The following is a 15,927-nucleotide window of genomic DNA, read 5'->3' as shown; positions in this document are numbered from 1 at the left end:
TTTTGCGCCCGTGCCAACGCGTCCTTAACGTGAACGCGGTGCTGACGATCCCCGCTCACTCCGGGGATCGCTGTTGCGGTCCCGCGAGTGCTACGGGGTCTTCGCTGCTGCGGCCTCTTCGGCGCGCTTGTCGATGACCTTGTCGACCAGACCAAACTCCTTGGCGTCGTTGGCGGTCAGGAACTTGTCGCGTTCCAGCGCGTCTTCGATCGTCTTGTAGGTCTGGCCGGTGTGCTTCACGTAGATCTCGTTGAGCCGCTTCTTCAGGTTCAGGATTTCCTGAGCGTGCAGCATGATGTCGGTGGCCTGCCCCTGGAAGCCGCCGGAGGGCTGATGCACCATGATGCGCGCGTTCGGCAGCGAGAAGCGCATGTCCTTCTCGCCGGCGCAGAGCAGCAGCGAGCCCATCGAAGCGGCCTGGCCCGTGCACAGCGTCGAAACCGGCGGGCGGATGAACTGCATGGTGTCGTAGATCGCAAGGCCCGACGTCACCACGCCACCCGGCGAGTTGATGTACATCGAGATTTCCTTCTTCGGATTTTCCGCTTCGAGGAACAGGAGCTGCGCGACGATCAGCGTCGACATGCCGTCCTCGACCGGTCCGGTCACGAAGATGATGCGCTCTTTCAGCAGGCGCGAGAAAATGTCGTAGGCGCGCTCGCCACGGTTGGTCTGCTCGACCACCATGGGCACGAGGTTCATGTAGGTTTCAACCGGATCGCGCATGAGTCACCTAGGTTTTCGGAGGACGCCGCCACTCTTGCCGGAAGGCCGATGGACGTCCCGTGATGCAGGAAGTTGGTAGAACAGGAACGCTTGCAAGTAGAACGCTTGGGTACAGGGTGCACCGACAGATATAGCCCAATTCGCGCGAGACAAGTGCGGAACGAATTAAGGCTTAATCTACCGGGCACTTGAAGCTGATTCTTGCAAAAAGGCCCAGCCGGCCATCTGGCTAGCTGGGCCCCTTCGCTGATCATCCTTAATAGAAGACTGTCTCAACGCCTTCAGGCTGCAGTCTTTTCCTCGTCGTCCTTGTACAGATCCTCGCGCGAAACCTTCTTCTCGGTCACGTTGGCGAGTTCGAGGATGAAGTCGACGACCTTGTCCTCGTAGATCGGTGCGCGAAGCTGGGCCAGCGCCTGGGCATTGCTGCGGTAATAGTCCCAGACTTCCTTCTCGCGACCCGGCATCGAGCGCGCACGCTCGATCACGGCACGACCGACCTCGTCGTCGGTCACGGTGATCTTGTTCTTCTCGCCGATCTCGGAGAGCACGAGACCGAGACGCACGCGGCGGTCGGCGATCTTGCGGTACTCCTCCTTGGCCTTGTCCTCGGTGGTATCCTCGTCGGCGAAGGTCTTGCCGGCGGAATCCATCTCGGCCTTGACCGAGTTCCACATCAGATTGAACTCCTCGTCGACGAGCGAGGGCGGCGCCTCGAAGCGATGCGCCTCGTCGAGACGGTCGAGCAGCGCGCGCTTGACGCGCTGGCGCGTCGCACCGGCGTATTCGGCAACCAGCCGCTCGCGCGCGGCTTCCTTGAGCTTGTCCAGCGATTCCAGGCCGAGCGTCTTGGCGAACTCGTCGTCGATGGTGAGATCCTGCGGTGCCTCGATCAGCGTCGCGGTGGTCTCGAACTCGGCCGGCTGGCCGGCGAGCTTCTCGCTCATGTAGTTCTTGGGGAACGACACCTTCAGCGTGCGCGTCTCGTTCGCGCCGATGCCGATCAGCTGCTCCTCGAAGCCCGGGATGAAGGTGTTGGATCCGATCGCGACCTGGATGCCCTCGCCGGTGCCCCCCTCGAAGGCCTCGCCGTTGATGGTGCCCTTGAAGTTGATGGTGACGCGGTCGCCGGAGGCAGCCTTGGCGTCCTCGCCCTTGGCGGCATAGCCGCGGTTGGTGTCGGCGATGCGCTTGATCGCCTCGTCGACGTCCGAATCGGACACGTCAGCGACGGGCTTCTCGACCTGGAAGGTCTTGAAGTCGGCGAGCGCGATCGCGGGCACCACTTCGATTGCGACCGTGTAGGTCAGATCGGACTTGCCCGAGAGCAGCTCCTCGACCTCGGCCTGCTCGGTCGGCATGGTGATCTTCGGCTCGGTCGCGAGCTTGAAGCCGCGCTCGGAGAACAGCTGGGTGTTGGTGTCGCGGATGGTCTGGTCGATAGTCTCGGCCATCACCGAACGGCCATAGACCTTCTTGAGGTGGCCGACCGGCACCTTGCCGGGACGGAAGCCGTTGAGGCGAACCTTGTCCTTGAGGTCGACGAGCTTGGCACCAGCCTTGGCGTCGAGATCAGACGCGGGAACGCTGATCTTGAACTCGTGCTTCAAGCCTTCCGAGAGGGTTTCTGTGACCTGCATGGCGTCCAATCTTCTTCCCGTTCGGTCCCGGCACGCTTCCCGCGTCGGGACGCTGTCATTAATCGATCCGGCGCGAGGCAAACGCCTCAACACCGGTGGTTCATCGAGCCCGGCTCCATGCGGAAAAACATCCGCGCGGAGCGAGGCCCCTCAGTAATCCGTGCAAACGCTGAAAGCGCTTGGTGCGGGCGGAGGGACTCGAACCCCCACAACTTTCGTCACTGGAACCTAAATCCAGCGCGTCTACCAGTTCCGCCACGCCCGCGTAAATTTGCATCAAGACCGGCCGCGATGCCGCGGGCGGCCGGGCTTATAGCATGTGCCCGATTGTTCGCAGCAAAAAAATGGCCTGATGGAGGCACTCTCCAAGTAGGCACGGTGGCTGGACTTATCCAGCGCGGCATGGTCCGGATCGCGCTTATGACACCGCGGATTTTTGACCTGAACCGGCGCGAGGTTTTGGCCGGAATTGGCACCTCCCTGGGGGCCTCGGCCGCCGGCCTGATGGCCGGCGGTGCGGGCCCGCTTCCGACCGCCCAGGTCGCGCTTCAGGCGAGGCCAGCCACGCTGGCTCTGAGGCCGGGTCAGCCGGCTACACCGATCTGGGAGCTGGCTGCCGCAAGCCACATCGGGAATGTGCGTTTCAAGCGCGGCGACCGCTGCGAGGTGGTGTTTCGGAACGACCTGCCTGTGCCGCTTGCCCCAGCCTGGTACGGCCTCGATGGCACCCCCGTACCGGACCCGTTGGCGGGACGGGCGCCCACCGCACCGGGCTCGACCGAAACATCAATTATTTCAATACCAAACGCGGGAACCTTGCTGGCCAACTTCCGTCTCTTTGAGGACCGCCTGAACCAGCCGGCACGCCCGCTCCCGGTCATCGCCGCGGAGACGAGCCCCGTCGCCACCGACCGCGACGAGGTCCTGCTGATCGAGGAATGGCGCGTGCGGCCGGACGGCACGGCACTTCCGCCGGGCCGGGATCCCAAGGACACGACCCCGCTCTACACGCTGAACGGACGCACTTCATTCGAACTCTCAGCCTCAGCCGGCGAACGGCTGCGGCTGCGCTTCATCAACGGCTCGCAACGCTCTGTTCTGGCAATCAAATTGGAAAGCCACGAGGTCCAGGTGATGGCGCTGGACGGTCAGCCGGCCGAGCCCTTCCCGGCCCGCAACGGCGCCCTGGTGCTCGCCCCCGGCGCGCGCGCTGATGCCTTTGTGGATGCGGCCACATCGGCCGCGTTGGTGCTGCATGACGGCAACGAGGCGCGCCCGATCGGGCGCCTCGCCGTTTCCGGCAAACTGGAGCGGCGCACCCCGCTCCCCGCGCCGCAGCCGCTGCCTTCGAACGACCTTCCCGAAAAACTCGATCTGAGGGGCGCCCTGCGGTTCGATGTCGCGCTCGGCCCCGCCGACGCCGGCTGGGCCAGGACGGCCAATTTCTCCACCGCCTCGGCGCCTGCCTTCCGCGCCAAGACCGGCCGGACCGTCGTGCTGGCGGTGAAGAACTCCGGCCCTGCGACCACCGTCTTCCACCTGCACGGCCACCATTTCCGCCTGCTCGACCGGCTCGACGACGGCTGGAAACCCTATTGGCTCGACACGCTCGCCATCGAGCCTGGCCAGACCGAGCGCATCGCCTTCGCCGCGACCTCGCCGGGACGATGGCTGATCGAATCCGTCGTCACCGATTGGGCCGCGCCGCGGCTGGTGCGGTGGTATGGGGTGGAGTGAGCTAGGCGCGCTCCCAGACGTAGCGGGCGTCCGGCTCCCTCTCCTCGTTACGCGCCCCGTCGGTCGCCTCGACCATCCTGAACCCGCGCGCCTCATAGAAGCGGCGCGCCGGAGCGTTGCGCTGAAAGGTCCAGAGCTCGAGCCGCTCGCTGGCGCCCTTGGCGATGTCGAGCAGTTCCGTGCCGATGCCGCGTCCATGGAAAGCGGGAAGCACGTAGAGCTGCTCGATCCAGCCGTCACGGAAGGCGATGATCCCGCTCAGCTCATCGCCGTCGAAGCGTCCCCACACGCGGCAAGTCGGAAGGATTCGCTCGCGATAGAACCAGTGATCCTCGTCGGGCGTATGCAGCCCGGTGAGCCACGGCATCGCCTGGTCAAACGCCGCCCGATGGACCCGCGCCGCCGCGCCCATGTCGGGGAGCGCGAGCGGCCGAAGCATCAGTATTCGATCCCGAGCGCGCCGTAGATCCGCCGATGCACGGCCGGCAGCGTCTCGGTGAGGTCTTCGGCGATCAGTCCGGGCCCCGCTTCGCTTGCCGCCTCACCATGCATCCAGACGCCGATGCTGGCGGCCTCGAACGCCGGCACGCCCTGCGCCAGGAGACCCGAGATGATGCCGGCGAGCACGTCGCCGGCGCCGGCGGTGGCGAGCCAGGGCGGCGCGTTGGCGGCGATGGTGGCGCGGCCGTCCGGGGCGGCGATCGTGGTGTCGGGGCCCTTCAGGAGCACGACGGCGCCGGAGCGTTCCGCGGCAGCGCGCACCCGCTCGAGCTTCGAGCGACCCGGAGTCTTGTTGCTGAGGTCGGAAAACAGCCGCGGAAACTCGCCCTCATGCGGCGTCAGCACCACCTCGGCCTCAGCCGCGGACTTGATCGATTCAAACAGCCGCTCGGGATTGGCGGCAAAGCTCGTCAACGCATCCGCGTCGAGCACGACATGGCGCTGCGCCGAGATCGCGGTGTGAACCATGTCGCAGGTGCGCGCAGCGACGCCGGCGCCGGGACCGATCATGCAGGTATTGTAGCGTTTGTCGGCGAGCAGCTCGCCGAACTCGACCACGGTGTCGACGGGACGCACCATCACGGCGGTCAGTGCGGCTGCATTGATCGCGAGCGCATCGCGCGGGGTCGCGAGCGTCACGAGGCCAGCGCCGGCCCGCAAGGCGCCGCGGGCGGCGAGCCGCGCAGCCCCGGTCGCGGCCGCATCGCCGGAGAGCGCCAGCACATGGCCACGCGCGTATTTATGGCCATCGATGCGCGGCACCGGAAAGGCGGCGCCCCAGAAATCCGGGTCGTTCTCGAACAGCTGCGGCGCGATCTCGTCGAGCACCTGCGCGTCGATGCCGATGTCGGCGACGCGCACGCGGCCGCAATGCATGCGACCCGGCAGCAGCAAATGCGCGGGCTTCTTGCGAAAGAACGTGACGGTCTCGGCGGCATTCACCGCGACGCCCAGCACGGCCGCGCTGGTGCCGTTGATGCCGCTCGGCAGATCGACCGCCAGCACCGGCGCGCCATTGGCATTGATCGCCTCGATCATCGCGCGTGCCTCGCCCTCGACGGGACGGCTGAGGCCCGCACCGAACAGCGCATCGATGATCAGCGCCGGCTTTCCGATCGCCTGCGGATTGAACGGCAGTACCGGCTGCTTCCAGCCGCGCGCGGCGGAGGCTGCGTCGCCCTGCAGCTGATCGCGCTCGCACATCAGGATGATGGAGACCTCGCGCCCCTGCGCGGCGAGCTCCGCGGCTGCGACAAAACCGTCACCGCCGTTGTTGCCGGGGCCGGCAACGATCAGGATCGGCCCCTCCTCCACCAGTGCGTTGGCGGCCTCCGCGACCGCCTGGCCCGCGCTCAGCATCAGCTTGAAGCCGGGCGTGCCGGCAGTGATGCTGAGTTGATCAGCGCGCTGCATTTCGGCGGTGGTTAGAACTTCCATGCCACTTCCCTGGTCCAAACGCCTTTTCAACAGGCACGTTTCATGCCGATCCGGGCAACGGAACAACGATCTGCACAGATATTGAACCGTTTGCCTATTTCGTAGTCTGCGGTATTTTGAGCCGGTCGGCTCCACCTATCAGAGATGCTCGTTAAAAGGCTGATAACGCTCCAGTAATCAGGGCATTTGCAACTTGGCATAGACCCTGCTTTCGAGGAAGTCGCTTCGGTTCGTCGTGCTCACTGGCATTTTCTGGGTGTGGCCGGCCGTTGTTGCCGGGCTGGTCAGGTCCCGGCATAGCGAAGACAAGATCGTGCGTTAAGAAAAGCGCATCCTGACGAAGACGTTGCTATTTGATCGAAAGGCCGGGAGGCGCGCAGTGAAGAAAATCGAAGCCATCATCAAGCCGTTCAAGCTCGACGAGGTGAAGGAAGCGCTTCAGGAAGTCGGCCTCCAGGGCATCACCGTGACCGAGGCCAAGGGCTTTGGCCGGCAGAAGGGCCACGCAGAACTCTACCGCGGCGCAGAATACATCGTCGACTTCCTGCCCAAGGTGAAGATCGAGATCGTGATCGGCGACGACCTGGTCGAGCGCGCGATCGACGCGATCCGCCGTGCCGCGCAAACCGGGCGCATCGGCGACGGCAAGATCTTCGTCTCCAATATCGAAGAGGCGATCCGCATCCGAACCGGCGAATCCGGGCTGGACGCTATCTGAGCCGGGTGCTATCCCGAATTTTGCGACACTCTGAAAGAAAAAAGGCTGCTTCGGCGGCCTGATTTCGTTTGTGCGGTTGCGCCAACTCGCCGAAAGCGAGAACGAATCTGCTCATCTGGAAACCGACCCGCAGAGCCAAAAGGGGTATGCATGAAGACCGCCAAAGACGTCCTGAAATCGATCAAGGACAACGACGTCAAGTACGTCGACCTGCGCTTCACCGATCCGCGCGGCAAGTGGCAGCACGTGACGTTCGACGTCAGCATGATCGATGAGGACATTTTCGCCGAAGGAACGATGTTCGACGGCTCCTCGATCGCCGGTTGGAAGGCGATCAACGAGTCCGATATGTGCCTGATGCCCGATCCGGTGACCGCGACGATCGATCCGTTCTTCGCCGAAACCACCATGGTCATCACCTGCGACGTGCTCGAGCCGACCACCGGCGAGCCCTACAACCGCGACCCCCGCGGCATCGCCAAAAAGGCCGAGGCCATGGTGAAGTCGATGGGCGTGGGCGACAGCGTGTTCGTCGGCCCCGAAGCCGAGTTCTTCGTGTTCGACGACGTCCGCTTCTCGTCGGGCCCCTACAACACCGGCTTCCGCGTCGACTCCTCGGAACTGCCGACCAACTCCGACACCGAATATGAAGGCGGCAATCTCGGCCACCGCATCCGCACCAAGGGCGGCTACTTCCCCGTCCCGCCGCAGGACTCGGTGCAGGACATGCGCTCCGAAATGCTCGGCGCCATGGCCAAGATGGGCGTGAAGGTCGAGAAGCATCACCACGAAGTCGCTTCCGCCCAGCACGAGCTCGGCATGAAGTTCGACACGCTGACGCTGATGGCCGACCACATGCAGATCTACAAGTACTGCATCCACCAGGTCGCCCACATCTACGGCAAGACCGCCACCTTCATGCCGAAGCCGGTCTATGGCGACAACGGCTCGGGCATGCACGTGCACCAGTCGATCTGGAAGGACGGCAAGCCGGTGTTCGCCGGCAACAAGTACGCCGACCTGTCGGAGACCTGCCTCCACTACATCGGTGGCATCATCAAGCACGCCAAGGCGATCAACGCCTTCACCAACCCGTCGACCAACTCCTACAAGCGTCTGGTCCCGGGCTATGAGGCGCCGGTGCTGCTCGCCTACTCCGCGCGCAACCGCTCGGCCTCCTGCCGCATCCCCTACACCGCTTCGCCGAAGGCCAAGCGCGTCGAGGTGCGTTTCCCCGATCCGCTCGCCAATCCCTATCTCGGCTTCGCCGCGATGCTGATGGCCGGCCTCGACGGCATCAAGAACAAGATCGATCCGGGTCCGGCGATGGACAAGGACCTCTACGACCTGCCGAAGGAAGAGCTGAAGCAGATCCCGACCGTCTGCGGTTCGCTCCGCGAGGCGCTGGAAAACCTCGACAAGGACCGCGGCTTCCTCAAGGCCGGCGGCGTGTTCGACGACGACTTCATCGACGCTTACATCGAGCTGAAGATGACCGAAGTCGCCCGCTTCGAAATGACCCCGCACCCGGTCGAGTTCGACATGTACTATTCGGGCTAAGCGGCTCGAACTTTCGCAACAGGCAAAAGGCGCTCCGAAAGGGGCGCCTTTCTTGTTTGGGGCAGTCATCGTTCACAGCACTAGCTGTGTTTCAATTGCCTTCGAGCTAAGGTTGTCCTAGAGGCTGGAGGCGAGAGATAATCTCCCCAACGGACAACGTCGGATTGCGGGTAGCGCGGGAGAGTCCAGAACAAATTGCGACCAGCTATGATTAATATTCCCGAACGGCAAATCAGAGCCGTCTATGACGATCAGACGATACGGGTCTACCAGGCCTATAGCGACGAGATTGCGGACACCGCCCTGGCAAAGGGCACGTTCGTTTCTCCGCCCTTCAAGATCAGCCGTATGACTTGGATAAAGCCGTCGTTTCTCTGGATGATGTATCGCAGCGGCTGGAGCTACAAGGACGCGGGCCAGCGGCGGATTCTAGCGATCGACATCAGCCGCGAGGGATTCCACTGGGCCCTGGACAATAGTTGTCCCAGCAAACCCGCCCCCTCCATGAATGAGGCGGATTGGAATAGGCTGAAGACCAATTCGCCCGTACGGATTCAGTGGGACCCGGAGCGCGATCTCCATCTTCGAGCGCTGCCCCATCGCGCCATCCAGATCGGACTCGGCGAAGCGGCCGTGCCCCTCTATGTCGGACAATGGATTCGGGACATCACCGACGTGACCGACCTTGCTCGCACGATTCATGATCTGGTGAAGAACAATAGACTGGACGAGGCCGGCGCCAGACTGCCGCCCGAGCGCGTCTACAACGTCATCATACCGTAGAGACGAGCTTTGCGGTGCGGAGCCATCAACTTTCGTTCTGCATCTGACTCCACTTCGTTCTCAAAGAACGAATCGGAATCGAAAAAATCGACACGCAGCAATTCCTACTGATTGGTTTATTCCGTCGGAGATATTGCGAGCGCAGTTCGCCCGTCACTCACTTGTCCGGAAAATTCACGCCGATCTCCGACACCACCGGCGCCCACTTCAACAGCGTCGCGTTGTCGGAGAGGACCTTCACGCCGTCGCCGAGCAGCGACTTGGGCGCGGCCGCATTCCTGTCGAAACGCACCGTCACCGTGCAGCCACCCTGCATCGGACGGCCGAGTGCGCCACCCTTCCAGTCAGTGACGAAGCCACCGTAATCCCACTCGAAGCCGGCCACCAGGAACGGCCTGCCGTTGACCTTCTGCACGTCGGAAAGACTCGATCCGATCGTGATGCCACTGACGTTCCATTTGCTCGTCCTGGCGGTGTCGTGCAGCATCAGGCCGGAAACGCGCTTCGATTTGTCTTCCGCGAAGGCGACTTCGAGCCGCTGGTCCTTTGCCTTCGGAAACAACACCAGCCCCTTGTAAGTCTCACCTTCCGCGCCCGACAGATCCTGCATCACCGCCTCCTTGCCGTAGCGTTGCATGAGGCTCTTGGCTGTGTCGTCCGGCGCGATCGGCGATGCACAGGTGACCGGGCCCTCGGTCGGCGCGGCGGGTTGGGCGATGGCGGGGAATGCGAGCAGGATCGAGACAACAACGATCGATCGACAAATCATCGTGCGCAATTCCAGTTTGAAAAAATTCAAAGCAACAAAATAGCACGCGGCAGAGTGTCTGGCTCTGCTGCGTTCGCGGTGCCTGCGGCCAAAAGATCGGCCTACGCCGCCGCCTTCTGCTTCGCCACCATCGCTTCGCCAAACGCCTCGAACAGCTTGCGGTTGATGGGATTGCGCTGCGGGTCGTATTCGGCGTGCCACTGCACACCGAGTGCGAAGGTCGGCGCTTCCGCGATGCGGATCGCCTCGATGGTGCCGTCCTCGGCGATACCTTCGATCAGCACCCGCTTGCCGGGATCGAGGATGCCCTGCCCGTGCAGCGAATTGACCCGGATCTTCTCGCAGCCGAGCAGCTTTGCGAACTCACCGCCCGGCGTGAGGTCGACGTCGTGACGGTCGGCGAACACGACGGTCGGATCGGGATGGATCTCGCCATTCTCGAGCCTGGGCATGCGGTGGTTCATGCGGCCGGGAATCTCGCGGATCTCGGGGTGCAGCGAACCGCCGAAGGCGACATTCATCTCCTGCAAGCCGCGACAGATGCCGAACAACGGAATGCCCCGGGCGACGCAGGCGATCGAGAGCGCCAGCGCGACCTCGTCGCGGTGGATGTCGTAGGGCTCGTGCTTCTCGCAGGGGTCGACGTTGAAGCGGGTCGGGTGCACGTTGGCGCGGGCCCCGGTGAGCACGATGCCGTCGACGGCGTCGAGCAGTGCGGCGATATCGGTGATGTCGGGCGACCCCGCGAACATCACCGGCAAGCCGCCGGAGACCTCGGCTACGGCGCGCAAATTGCGCTCACCGACCATCTGGACCTGAAATCGATTTTCGACACGATGGGCGTTCCCGATCACGCCGACGACCGGCTTTCTCATCTCCCGTTCCGACCTCCCGCCGAAAAAGATTCTCCAAACATGCCCCTCGGATGGAACAAATTCAACAGAAGGGTTCGCGGGACGGCAATGCAATTTTTCGCGCAAATGCACCCCCTCGGGGGCACCCCGGTGGACCCAAGGCGTTGGCCCCGGGGTCCGAGGGCGCTTCAATCCGGCGCATGGGCCCGGCTTGATCCCCGGCCGGATTTCACCAAAGAGTGCGTCGCAGCTACGCCGAAGTCTTGGCCACGCCGAATTGGCCACTCCGGAAAGGACAAGAAGTGACCGTCTCCAGAGATGACCAACCCAAAAACCGCTCCGATCTCGCCTGGGCGATCACAGTCGGCGGCATCGGGGTCGTGCTGTTCACGGCGATGCTGGCCTTCACCTGGTACTTTGCCGCCACTCTGCTCCTGATCTTCACTGGCATGCTGCTCGGCGTCGGCCTCAACGCACTGACCAATGCGCTCGGCCGCCGCGTTCAGCTGCCGCATGCGGCGCGGCTCGCGATCGTCTGCATCGTGCTGGCGGTGCTGCTCGCAGGCGTCGCCTATCTCGGCGGCGCGACCATCGCCGAGCAGGCCTCGGTGCTCAGCAACACCATCAAGTCGCAGATATCGCATGTCAGGTCGTTCCTGGAGAACCACGGCATCGACACCAGCGTCTTCGATCTCGGCAATGCCAGCTCCGCCGCCTCGTCCTCTGGTGACACGGCGCCTGCCGCGAACCAGACCTCACACGGCCCATTGCCGGGCGCGGGCGCACTTGCCTCCAGCGGCGGGGCGATCGTCAGCCAGACCTTCAAGCTGCTATTCGGTGCGATCAGCGCCGTCGGCAACATCTTTATCGTGCTGTTCCTGGGATTGGCCTTCGCCGCGCAGCCCGGCGTCTATCACGACGGGCTGCTGTTTCTCGTCCCGGCCAGGCATCGCATCCGCGCGACGCTCATCGTCGACCGCATCGGCGAGACGCTGGAGCGCTGGCTGATCGCACAGATCATCGTGATGATCGCGGTTGGCGTGGTGACCTGGATCGGGCTTGCCATCATCGGCATCCCCGGCTCGTTCATCCTGGGAATCCAAGCCGGCCTGCTTGCGTTCATCCCGACCGTCGGCGCCATCATCGCCGGTGTCGTCGTGGTGCTGGCGAGCCTCGCCTCGGGCTGGATTCCGACGCTGTCCGCGCTGATCCTGTTCCTCGGCGTCCATGCGATGGAGAGCTACGTGCTGACCCCGATCCTGCAGCGCCAGGCGCTGGACATCCCGCCGGCCACGCTGTTTGCGTTTCAGATCCTGCTCGGCGTCGTCTTCGGAATCTGGGGCCTGGCGCTGGCGCTGCCACTCGTCGCCATCGCCAAGGTCATGATCGACCATTTCAAGACGTACGAGGCGCCGCCTCTCGCGGAGGCGGCGTAGAGCAAGCTCAGGTCGTCAGCACGGTCTCGGTGTGCTCGACCTCCGGGGGCGAGGCAAAGTACTGACCGACCAGCCCGCGCCATTCCGTGAAATTCTCGGAGCCGCGGAAATCCACCGTGTGGTTCTCCAGCGTCGCCCATTTCACCATCAAGCGGTAGCGCTGCGGCTTCTCGATCGATTTGTGCAGCTCGAACCCGTGAAAGCCCTTGGAGCGGCCGAAGGCGGCCTTGGCCTTGGCGACGGCGGCCTCAAAATCCTTCTCGCTGCCCGGCTTGACGTCGATTTGAGCGATCTCGGTGATCATCGGTTTCCACCCTTTTGTTTGGTGGCCGTGTCTACCGCAGCCGGGGCCAAAGAAAAAGGCGCCGAAACGGCGCCCTGCCCGGTCGAAAATGCGGCGCTCTCAGGCGAACAGCAGCGCGGTGCCGAGGACGATCAGCGTACAACCGATGAACAATGCGACCGGCCAATAGCCGCGGTCCTGCGTGTAGCGCCCCTGGGCACGGCGCTCGGCGATCAGCGCGGTCTCGTATTCGTCCGCGGTCGAGAACAGGCAGGCGAAGCCGCCGCGAGCCGACGCCGCAGCAGCTTCGAGCGACATCAGGGCAGCTTGCGGGTTCTGTCGACGGATCGATTCCATACCTGCAATGGTAGGAACCGAATGGTAAACAGGGGATTACCGCGCGACCCTTTCGCCTCAGGCCGTCGCCGGCTGTGTCTTGGGTACACCGATCCGCGCGGCGCTCTGGCGGCGCCAGTTCTCCAGCGACAACGGCAGCTCCTCCGCAGCCTCGACGCGGTTACGGCCGCCGCGCTTGGCCTGGTAGAGCGCGGTGTCGGCCGAGGCCAGCAGCACCTCGAGCTCGGTGCCGGCGGGGCCGCCGGCCACGCCGATGCTGACGGTGGTGTCGACCGGGCCTTCATCGACCGCGATGCCGGACGTCTCGAATGCTTCGCGCACGCGCTCGGCGACCAGCACACCCTCCTCCAGCGCGCAAGGCAGCAGCGCTGCGAACTCCTCGCCGCCGATACGGCCCGACAGGTCCGAGATGCGGAGATTGTTGACGACCACGGTCGAGAACAGCTTCAGCATCTCGTCACCCGCAGGATGGCCGAAGCGGTCGTTGATCGACTTGAAATGGTCGATGTCGAAGATCATCACGGTGACGGGCCGGCCGCCCTTGGCCTCGCGCTCGATCATGCGCGCGCAGGCTTCCGAGAAGCCACGGCGGTTGAGCATGCCGGTCAACGGATCGGTCGACGCAGCGGTGCGGTGCGCAGTCACCGTGCGCTCGGACACCAGCATGAAGATCACGAACACGGTGCCGACGGCATAGAGCACGAGCTCGACCGCGAACACGGTGACCCAGACGCTATGCGAGAATCCGGCATCGTTCGGACGCAGGAAGCTGCCGAGCAGGATGGGCAGCATCAGCACGCAGCCGTGCATCACCGGCACGACGAAAGCCGGCCAGCGCCGTTGCAGGCTCTTGCGCCGCTCGACCCAGAGCTCGCTCGCGGTCAGCGCCGCATAGACGGACACGATACCGGCGCCGATGATCATGCGCAGCATCGACGCCGCGGGATCGAGCAGCGTCACCGTCGCGATCCAGGCGAGCGCGCCGAGCACGAGACCGGGCCAGTTCGGCTTGCGGCCGTGAAAGACGCGCGCCGCATTCCACACCATGCCGCAAGCGACGAAGCCCACCGCATTGAGTGCGAGATAAAGGTGCGGGCCGAGCTTGTCGCCGGTCGCAGTCCACAGCGCGACGGAGGCCGCGCCGAGCAGATAGGCGGTGCCCCACCATTTCAGCGCGGGGCTGTTCTCCTGTCTGCCGAAAAACACCATCATGGCGCCGAGCAGTGCGGCGACCATCGTGGCGACCAAATAGAGCGTGATGCTATCGAGCGACATCATGTCGGCCCCCTCTTGAACATAGCAGTTACGCGATCGGCACATCCGATTTGCGCGCCCTTCCAGATGCGACGCTATGTCCCGCGAGTTCCATTCAGGTTTTCATCGGGGCCCAAGTTTTCGGGAAACTCGTCTTCAATTTGCGTACAAACGAACAACAAAAAGGGCGCTGAAATCAGCGCCCTTTTGCCTATCATTGAAGCCGCTTTCGCAGCGAATGTGACCGAAGCGATTAACGCTTCGAGAACTGGAAGGACCGGCGGGCCTTGGCCTTGCCGTACTTCTTACGCTCGACCACACGCGAGTCGCGGGTGAGGAAGCCGCCCTTCTTGAGCACGCTGCGCAGCTCGGGCTCGAAATAGGTGAGCGCCTTGGAGATGCCGTGACGGACAGCGCCAGCCTGGCCGGACAGACCGCCGCCGGCGACGGTGCAGACGACGTCGTACTGGCCGGAACGCGCGGCCACGGAGAACGGCTGCTCGATCATCATGCGCAGCACGGGACGAGCGAAATAGACCTCGACCTCGCGCGAGTTGACCGTGACCTTGCCGGCGCCCGGCTTGATCCAGACGCGGGCGACCGCGTCCTTGCGCTTGCCGGTGGCATAGGCGCGGTTGAACTTGTCGACCTTCTTCTCGTGCTTGGGCGCATCGGGCGCCGCCGCGGTCTTGAGCTGCGAGAGCTGGTCGAGCGACTGAATGGATTCGGCCATGATTATGCGGCCCTCGTGTTCTTGCGGTTCAACTTGGCGATGTCGATCTTCTCGGGCGTCTGGGCCTCGTGCGGATGATCAGCGCCGCCATAGACGCGGAGGTTGCCCATCTGGACGCGGCCGAGCGGACCACGGGGGATCATGCGCTCGACGGCCTTCTCGAGCACGCGCTCGGGATGCTTGCCTTCAAGGATCTGGCGCGCGGTGCGCTCCTTGACGTGGCCGACATAGCCGGTGTGCTTGTAGTAGGTCTTCTGCTCGCGCTTGCGGCCGGTGAGGACAGCATGCTGGGCGTTGATGATGATGACGTTGTCGCCGCAATCAACGTGCGGGGTGTAGGTCGGGAGGTGCTTGCCGCGCAGACGCATGGCAACGATGGTGGCGAGACGGCCGACGACCAGACCCTTGGCGTCGATCAGCACCCACTTCTTCGTCACCTCGGCCGGCTTTGCCGAAAAGGTTTTCATGTCAGAGTTTCCGTGGACGGGGAATAGCGGCGCGAACACCGCACCGGACTGGGCGGGTTTCTAGAGAAGAGACATGCAACGGTCAATGCCCGTCAGCGCAAATTACATCAATAAAATCAGTTATTTAAAAATATGGTGTTATATTACCTGCGAAAAGCTCAAACGTTTGGAATGGAATAGGTCGATGTGACATGGGCGATCGGATCGGGCGACGTCCCCGAGAGGAGCTTGACCTCCCCGACCGCGAGGCGCTTGCCAAGCTTAAGCAGCCGAGCCTCCGCCAGCACGTCCTGTCCCGGCTGCCCCTTGCGCAGGAAGTTAATGTTCAGATTGGTGGTCACCGCGAGCCCGATCGGTCCGATCGCCGACAGCAGCACCACGTACATGGCGAAATCAGCCAGAGCCATCAGCGTGGGGCCGGACACGGTTCCACCCGGCCGCAGCATCCGCTCGCTGTAGCGCTGGCGCAAAAGGCAGGTCTGGCCGTCCGCGCTCTCGATCGTGATGTCGTCGCCGCCGAACGCTTGGGGAAACTCGGCACGGAGAAACTGCTCGACCTCCGCCACGCTCATTTTCGCTAACGCCATGCTGTTCCCCACCCTCGCTTCACGTGACCTGTTACATTAGGTTATCTGCATCATCCAATTGCAATAATCCAACCGGAAACGCCTT

17 protein-coding genes and 1 tRNA gene are annotated in these 15,927 nt (G+C 63.6%); 5 read left to right on the top strand and 13 right to left on the bottom strand.

Translation table 11 applies throughout. The annotated features are described in order from the left end of the window. Positions 1-90: 90 nt before the first annotated feature. From QA645_RS19785 to QA645_RS19775, 3 genes are all read right to left on the bottom strand, one after another. Complete coding sequence (locus QA645_RS19785; RefSeq protein ID WP_254120080.1) at positions 91-726, bottom strand: ATP-dependent Clp protease proteolytic subunit; 636 nt, start codon at positions 724-726, stop codon at positions 91-93. A gap of 281 nt (positions 727-1,007) precedes the next feature. Beyond that, positions 1,008-2,366, bottom strand: a complete 1,359-nt coding sequence (gene tig / locus QA645_RS19780) for a trigger factor (RefSeq protein ID WP_283052423.1) — start codon at positions 2,364-2,366, stop codon at positions 1,008-1,010. Between the two features lie 180 nt (positions 2,367-2,546). After that, positions 2,547-2,631: transfer RNA gene (locus QA645_RS19775), tRNA-Leu, on the bottom strand. 155 nt (positions 2,632-2,786) lie between these two features. Here QA645_RS19775 and QA645_RS19770 point away from each other — a divergent pair. Continuing rightward, the gene (locus tag QA645_RS19770) at positions 2,787-4,103 is read left to right on the top strand and encodes a multicopper oxidase domain-containing protein (protein WP_283052421.1); all 1,317 of its coding nucleotides are present in this window, start codon (positions 2,787-2,789) and stop codon (positions 4,101-4,103) included. A 1-nt stretch (position 4,104) separates the two neighbouring features. Here the strand turns inward: QA645_RS19770 and QA645_RS19765 are convergent, their stop codons facing one another. After that, positions 4,105-4,542 (bottom strand): GNAT family N-acetyltransferase, encoded by a 438-nt coding sequence (locus QA645_RS19765; protein WP_254131893.1) that lies wholly within the window; start codon positions 4,540-4,542, stop codon positions 4,105-4,107. Beyond that, positions 4,542-6,041, bottom strand: coding sequence for an NAD(P)H-hydrate dehydratase (locus QA645_RS19760; RefSeq protein ID WP_283052418.1), 1,500 nt, complete (start codon positions 6,039-6,041; stop codon positions 4,542-4,544). The genes QA645_RS19765 and QA645_RS19760 overlap by 1 nt, the downstream gene beginning before the upstream one ends. A gap of 379 nt (positions 6,042-6,420) precedes the next feature. On the opposite strand from QA645_RS19760, the gene QA645_RS19755 reads away from it, so the two are divergent. The 3 genes from QA645_RS19755 to QA645_RS19745 all read left to right on the top strand — a co-directional run bounded on the left by QA645_RS19755 (position 6,421) and on the right by QA645_RS19745 (position 9,102). Beyond that, positions 6,421-6,759 carry a P-II family nitrogen regulator gene (locus QA645_RS19755; protein WP_007603495.1) on the top strand — a complete coding sequence of 113 codons (339 nt, stop codon included), beginning with the start codon at positions 6,421-6,423 and terminating at the stop codon, positions 6,757-6,759. Positions 6,760-6,909: 150 nt separating this feature from the next. Further along, positions 6,910-8,319 (top strand): type I glutamate--ammonia ligase, encoded by a 1,410-nt coding sequence (glnA, locus tag QA645_RS19750; protein WP_092228756.1) that lies wholly within the window; start codon positions 6,910-6,912, stop codon positions 8,317-8,319. A 207-nt stretch (positions 8,320-8,526) separates the two neighbouring features. Beyond that, positions 8,527-9,102, top strand: a complete 576-nt coding sequence (locus QA645_RS19745) for a DUF4291 domain-containing protein (protein ID WP_283052415.1) — start codon at positions 8,527-8,529, stop codon at positions 9,100-9,102. Positions 9,103-9,259: 157 nt separating this feature from the next. Here QA645_RS19745 and QA645_RS19740 read toward each other — a convergent pair whose 3' ends face one another. Beyond that, positions 9,260-9,871: a hypothetical protein gene (locus tag QA645_RS19740; protein WP_283052413.1), complete on the bottom strand. Its 612-nt coding sequence runs from the start codon at positions 9,869-9,871 to the stop codon at positions 9,260-9,262. 101 nt (positions 9,872-9,972) lie between these two features. Then, positions 9,973-10,746: a gamma-glutamyl-gamma-aminobutyrate hydrolase family protein gene (locus QA645_RS19735; RefSeq protein ID WP_283052411.1), complete on the bottom strand. Its 774-nt coding sequence runs from the start codon at positions 10,744-10,746 to the stop codon at positions 9,973-9,975. A gap of 281 nt (positions 10,747-11,027) precedes the next feature. On the opposite strand from QA645_RS19735, the gene QA645_RS19730 reads away from it, so the two are divergent. Continuing rightward, on the top strand, positions 11,028-12,161 hold the full coding sequence (locus QA645_RS19730; protein WP_283052410.1) for an AI-2E family transporter: 1,134 nt from the start codon (positions 11,028-11,030) through the stop codon (positions 12,159-12,161). A gap of 7 nt (positions 12,162-12,168) precedes the next feature. Here QA645_RS19730 and QA645_RS19725 read toward each other — a convergent pair whose 3' ends face one another. From QA645_RS19725 to QA645_RS19700, 6 genes are all read right to left on the bottom strand, one after another. Then, the gene (locus QA645_RS19725) at positions 12,169-12,465 is read right to left on the bottom strand and encodes an antibiotic biosynthesis monooxygenase family protein (RefSeq protein WP_035673823.1); all 297 of its coding nucleotides are present in this window, start codon (positions 12,463-12,465) and stop codon (positions 12,169-12,171) included. Positions 12,466-12,564: 99 nt separating this feature from the next. Then, the gene (locus QA645_RS19720) at positions 12,565-12,801 is read right to left on the bottom strand and encodes a hypothetical protein (protein WP_254131899.1); all 237 of its coding nucleotides are present in this window, start codon (positions 12,799-12,801) and stop codon (positions 12,565-12,567) included. 57 nt (positions 12,802-12,858) lie between these two features. After that, positions 12,859-14,079, bottom strand: a complete 1,221-nt coding sequence (locus tag QA645_RS19715; protein ID WP_283052404.1) for a GGDEF domain-containing protein — start codon at positions 14,077-14,079, stop codon at positions 12,859-12,861. Between the two features lie 229 nt (positions 14,080-14,308). Then, entirely contained in the window at positions 14,309-14,788 is a 480-nt protein-coding gene (gene rpsI, locus QA645_RS19710) for a 30S ribosomal protein S9 (protein WP_254131901.1), read from the bottom strand. A gap of 2 nt (positions 14,789-14,790) precedes the next feature. Next, positions 14,791-15,255, bottom strand: coding sequence for a 50S ribosomal protein L13 (rplM, locus tag QA645_RS19705; protein ID WP_008137961.1), 465 nt, complete (start codon positions 15,253-15,255; stop codon positions 14,791-14,793). A 158-nt stretch (positions 15,256-15,413) separates the two neighbouring features. Continuing rightward, positions 15,414-15,842, bottom strand: coding sequence for a PaaI family thioesterase (locus QA645_RS19700; RefSeq protein ID WP_283052401.1), 429 nt, complete (start codon positions 15,840-15,842; stop codon positions 15,414-15,416). Between the last annotated feature and the right edge of the window lie 85 nt (positions 15,843-15,927).

Source organism: Bradyrhizobium sp. CIAT3101 (genome assembly GCF_029714945.1).
Classification (GTDB): domain Bacteria; phylum Pseudomonadota; class Alphaproteobacteria; order Rhizobiales; family Xanthobacteraceae; genus Bradyrhizobium.
This window is presented reverse-complemented; position numbering and strand designations above follow the sequence as displayed.